This is a genomic window from uncultured Campylobacter sp. (genome assembly GCF_938045775.1).
Taxonomy (GTDB): domain Bacteria; phylum Campylobacterota; class Campylobacteria; order Campylobacterales; family Campylobacteraceae; genus Campylobacter_B.
On record NZ_CALIBH010000072.1, the window covers coordinates 1 to 4,808 of the forward strand.

Annotated in this window: 9 protein-coding genes; 1 reads left to right on the forward strand and 8 read right to left on the reverse strand. The window is 47.2% G+C overall.

What is annotated here, in order from left to right; genetic code table 11:
- The 8 genes from Q0238_RS02410 to infA all read right to left on the reverse strand — a co-directional run.
- Positions 1-497 (reverse strand): L,D-transpeptidase family protein (locus tag Q0238_RS02410; protein ID WP_297942583.1); only part of this gene is annotated, 497 nt, incomplete at its 3' end.
- A 30-nt stretch (positions 498-527) separates the two neighbouring features.
- Complete coding sequence (rplQ, locus tag Q0238_RS02415) at positions 528-884, reverse strand: 50S ribosomal protein L17 (RefSeq protein ID WP_297942586.1); 357 nt, start codon at positions 882-884, stop codon at positions 528-530.
- Positions 885-1,910 (reverse strand): DNA-directed RNA polymerase subunit alpha, encoded by a 1,026-nt coding sequence (locus Q0238_RS02420; RefSeq protein WP_297942588.1) that lies wholly within the window; start codon positions 1,908-1,910, stop codon positions 885-887.
- An 11-nt stretch (positions 1,911-1,921) separates the two neighbouring features.
- Complete coding sequence (gene rpsD / locus Q0238_RS02425; protein WP_005869858.1) at positions 1,922-2,548, reverse strand: 30S ribosomal protein S4; 627 nt, start codon at positions 2,546-2,548, stop codon at positions 1,922-1,924.
- Between the two features lie 18 nt (positions 2,549-2,566).
- Positions 2,567-2,959 (reverse strand): 30S ribosomal protein S11, encoded by a 393-nt coding sequence (rpsK, locus tag Q0238_RS02430; RefSeq protein WP_177387174.1) that lies wholly within the window; start codon positions 2,957-2,959, stop codon positions 2,567-2,569.
- A 10-nt stretch (positions 2,960-2,969) separates the two neighbouring features.
- The gene (rpsM, locus tag Q0238_RS02435; RefSeq protein ID WP_005869856.1) at positions 2,970-3,338 is read right to left on the reverse strand and encodes a 30S ribosomal protein S13; all 369 of its coding nucleotides are present in this window, start codon (positions 3,336-3,338) and stop codon (positions 2,970-2,972) included.
- Positions 3,339-3,341: 3 nt separating this feature from the next.
- Complete coding sequence (gene rpmJ / locus Q0238_RS02440) at positions 3,342-3,455, reverse strand: 50S ribosomal protein L36 (protein ID WP_005869855.1); 114 nt, start codon at positions 3,453-3,455, stop codon at positions 3,342-3,344.
- Positions 3,456-3,627: 172 nt separating this feature from the next.
- Positions 3,628-3,846, reverse strand: a complete 219-nt coding sequence (gene infA, locus Q0238_RS02445; RefSeq protein WP_005869854.1) for a translation initiation factor IF-1 — start codon at positions 3,844-3,846, stop codon at positions 3,628-3,630.
- A 246-nt stretch (positions 3,847-4,092) separates the two neighbouring features.
- Between infA and Q0238_RS02450 the strand changes: the two genes are divergently transcribed.
- Positions 4,093-4,808: neutral zinc metallopeptidase (locus Q0238_RS02450; protein ID WP_297942590.1), on the forward strand; the 716-nt coding region annotated here is incomplete at its 3' end.

Sequence of the window (4,808 nt, forward strand, 5' to 3'; positions counted from 1 at the left end):
TTGACGAGCGCTATGCAGCCCTCCGTCCAGTCGCCGAACGCCGCTATACTCTGCCCTAGGTAGCTAAATTTATTCGGTAGCCCGTGGATTTTGATATCGCCGCCTGCGCTCTTACCGAGGGATTTTGCGTGCGCTACGTCGGCTTTGTTCGGATAGGAGATGCCTAAATTTAGATGATACGCCGAGTTTGGATTTTTGCCGTTTATGGTGTAGTTGCCCTCCGGGGTTTTGCCGTCGCCTTGAACCTCTTTATGTCCTTCAGGCTCGCGTCCGAGGGCGATTTTGTAGCTTTTCGCGATGCCTTTTGAGGTCAAAATTTCAAGAATTCGTTTGGATTTATAGACGCGAATTTTAGAGATTTGCTCGCCGTCCAATGCCTGCTTTAGCGGAATTTCGGAGTTGATCGTTTCGATATTTTTATAGCTAAGATAATTGTCCAATGCCCACGCTAGGCCCGCAGCGACGATAACAAGCGGAAGTAAAGCTTTAAATTTCATAGAAGAAATTTCGGGAGTTATCCCGAAATTTTATTTGCTGATTAGCTCGATATAAGCCATCTCTGCGGCATCGCCCTTGCGAAGGCGGGTTTTGATGATGCGAGTGTAGCCGCCGTTTACGCCTTCGTATTTTGGGGCAATCTCGGTGACCAGCTTATTTGTCGCAGCCTTATCCTGAAGCACCGCGAAAACAAATCTATGCGCCTCGCTGTCGCCCTTGCGCGCGCGAGTGATCAGCTTCTCGGCGTAGCTTCTTAGCTCTTTTGCCTTAGGAAGCGTAGTCTCGATCTTGCCGCTAGTAACTAAAGCGATGGTTAAATTTTTAAGCAGGGCGGCACGGTGAGACGAAGTGCGCCCTAGCTTCCTATATCCGTGATTATGTCTCATTTATTGTCCTTCATTCTTTTGTCTTTGAGCCTTCAGCTCATCGAGCTTACGTTTTAGCTGCTCTTTTTTCTCGCCGAGCTCTTGGTTGCCGATAGGATAACCGATCTCCTCCATAACGGCCTTGATCTCCTCGAGCGATTTTTTACCTAAATTTTTAAGGTCTTTAAGCTCGCTCTCCTCCATAATCGCTAGCTCGCCGATAAATCTAATATCCGCACGATCCAGGCAGTTAAAGCTTCGCGCGCTTAAGCTTAGATTGCTAACGCTCTCAAAAAGCTTTGCAAACTCGGAATTTGCGGGGATCGCTCTACCGAAAGTATCCGCAGCGCTTATGTTTACGATACCTTTGAAAACCGCCAGCTGCTGATACATTGCTTCAAGTGCGTTTTTAAACGCATCTATCGCGCTGATCTGACCGTCGGTAGTGATCGTAAAGACCACCTTTTCGTAGTCGGGATTATCCTCTACAAAGACGTTTTCGATGTCGTAAACAGCCTTGGTTACCGGGGTAAAAAACGCATCCAGCGCGATGAAATCAGCGTCTAAATTTTCTCTGATCTCTTCGCTTGGGACGTAGCCGATGCCCTTTTCGATGATGAGCGTAAATTTAAGATCGGCATCCTCGTTTATCGTAGCCAGATAAGCGCTTGGATTTACGATCTCTACGGCGTCGTTATTTAGGTCGCTGCCGTAAATTTCTTTAGGTCCTTTAAAGCTGTATTCTACGACCTCGCGTAGGGAATCGCCCTTAATTTTAAACCTTAATCCCTTTAAATTTATGATAAAAGCCGCCATATCCTCGAGCATACCGCGCATGCTGTCGAATTCGTGGCTTACGCCTTTGATTTTAACCGCAGTCGGCGCAAAACCGACCGTGCTCGTATAAAGTAACCTTCGTAAAGGATGAGCTAGAGTGACGGCATATCCCGTTTCAAAGGGATATGCTATGATTTTAGCAACATTTTCGCTGACATTCTCAACCTTTATTTCAGTTGGCATATGAGCTGATGTTGTGATTTTTCTCATATTAGCACCTACTATTTCGAGTAAAGCTCTACGATAAATCTTTCCTCTACAGGAATAACAACTTCTTCTCTCTCCGGAACTCTAGAAAAAATTCCGTATCTTTTCTCTTTTTCTACGTCGACCCACGCTACGATACCGGTCTGCGCAGTAAGATCCAGCGCTCTTGAAATTTGCGGGTTATTTTTGCTCTTCTCGATCACTTCGATCTTTTGTCCTGCGCGGACGCTGTATGAAGGGATATCGACGCGCTTGCCGTCTACTAAAATATGTCCGTGCGTAACGAGCTGGCGCGCAAAGCGTCTAGTCGTAGCAAAGCCCATGCGGTAAACGACGTTATCTAGCCTCTGCTCTAAAAGCTGAACCAAGATTGCTCCGGTGTTACCCTCTCTGCGAGCCGCTTCGGCAAATAGCCTACGGAACTGCTTCTCGCTTACGCCGTACATAAATTTAGCCTTTTGTTTCTCACGAAGCTGTGAGCCGTATTCGCTTAGTTTGGCGCGTCTTTGTCCGTGCTGACCCGGAGCGTAAGGGCGTTTTAAAAGCGCGCTCTTGCCCGCAAGCCTTCTCTCGCCTTTCATAAATAGATCGACGCCGAGCCTTCTTTCTAATTTTTCAACCGGTCCTGTATATCTAGCCATAAATTTCTCCTTTTATAATTACACGCGACGTCGTTTAGGCGGTCTGCAACCGTTGTGCGCAAGAGGAGTGATATCTTTAAAATATGTAACTTTAATCCCTTCTACGCTACCTACGCTTTTAACGGCGGTCTCGCGTCCGCTTCCCGGACCCTGAACCTTGACGCCTACCTCTTTGATGCCGTGCTCTTTGGCTTTGTTTAGCGCGTCTTCGACGGCTTGCTGCGCCGCATAAGGGGTGGATTTTTTGCTGCCTTTAAAATTTAAAGCGCCCGCACTGCTCCACGCGATCGCGTTGCCCATCTCGTCCGTTACGGTAATCATAGTGTTGTTAAACGTAGCGGAGATGTAAACTATGCCTTTGGCGATATTTTTTCTGACGGTTTTTTTCTTAACTACTTTTTTTTGTGCCATATCTCAATCCTTATTTAGCTGCCGCGCCGACGGTTTTGCGTTTGCCTTTTCTGGTTCTGGCGTTCGTTTTTGTTTTTTGACCGCGAACAGGAAGACCCTTTCTATGTCTTAAGCCGCGATAGCCGCCCAAGTCCATAAGCGCTTTTATATCCATAGCCACTTGTTTGCGAAGATCGCCTTCGACCATATAGTGCTCTTGGATCTCTTTTCTGATAGCGGCGGCTTCATCTTCGCTCAGATCGGCGACTCTTTTATCGTAAGAAATTCCTGCCGCATCGAGAATTTTTCTCGACGTAAATAAACCTATACCGTAGATATAAGTTAGTCCGTATTCAATCCTTTTTTTCTTTGGTAGATCTACACCTGCGATACGAGCCATAACTTATCCTTGTCTTTGTTTATGTTTTGGATTTTCACAAATAACGTGAACAACACCTTTGCGCTTGACAATTTTACATTTGTCGCACATTTTCTTAACGGATGGACGAACTTTCATTCCACTCTCCTAAAATTTTCTCCACTTTAAATGCAAACTGCACCTAGGTTTAATGAAATTTCAAAAGCGAAAGTATCAAACCAACTGTTTTCAAAATAGTGGGGATTTTGAAAACACTTCTTCCTACAGTTTAGTCGCAAAATTGCGAGTATATCTAAATTTAACTTTATCCTTACTTATAGCGGTAGGTGATCCTGCCTTTATCGAGGCTGTAAGGGGTCAGCTCGACTTTTACGCGATCGCCTGGCATTATCTTGATGTAGTGCATCCGCATCTTGCCCGCGATATGGCATAAAATCACGTGTTTGTTGTCCAGCTCGACCTTAAAAGTCGCGTTCGGCAGCGCTTCTATGACGTTGCCGTCGATCTCTATGACGTCGTCTTTTGCCACAAATTCTCCTTTCTTTTAAATTTAAAAAGGGCGATTATATAGAATTTAAAATTTTAAACAGCTTAAAAGAAATTTAAAATAAGCAAAATTTCAGATTTATTTCGCTACGCGCGCACTGTTTTTGTAAAGGCAAGGCGGCGCTCTTTTTAAAATTTTAGTATAATGGTTCAAAAATTTTAAAGGAAAAACATGAAATGGTAAGACGGCAGACGAAGCTCAAACGTAGAGGATGACCGCGCAAGCAGCATGCGCACGAGCTCGGGCTCGCTTGGGATGCTGATCCCGATCATCAGGTTTTTGCTCGGCTCAAAGATCGGGCGCATAGTGCTCGTAATCGGCGTGGTGGCGTATTTTATGGGCTACAACCCTTTGGCGCTTTTAGACGGAGGCGCCAGTACGCAAAGAGAGCCGACCGATAGCCCGCAGGAGCAAGAAAAGCTCGCCTTCGTCTCGGCGGTGCTAGCCCAAACCGAAGACGTCTGGGGCGAGATATTTAAAAGTGCAGGCGCGCGCTACGAGGAGCCCGGCTTGCGGCTCTTCCGCGATCAGATCGCAAGCGGCTGCGGCTTTGCGAGCGCGCAGACGGGACCTTTTTATTGCCCGAGGGACCGCAAAATTTATCTGGATCTCGGCTTTTTTGACGAGCTTGCGAATAAGTACAAAGCGGGCGGCGACTTCGCGCAGGCCTATGTCATCGCGCACGAAGTGGGGCATCACGTTCAAAATTTAGTCGGCACGCTAGAGCAGGTTAGCGCTCTTAAAAAGCGCGCTCGCAGCGAAGCCGAGCAAAACGCACTTCAGGTCAAAGTCGAGCTGCAGGCGGACTGCTACGCGGGGGTCTGGGCGCACTATCTCGCAAAAACAGGGCGCGTGCTGGAGGCGGGCGACATCGACGAGGCGCTAAATGCCGCCAGCGCGATCGGCGACGATACGTTGCAGCGTAAATTTAGCGGTCGCGTCGT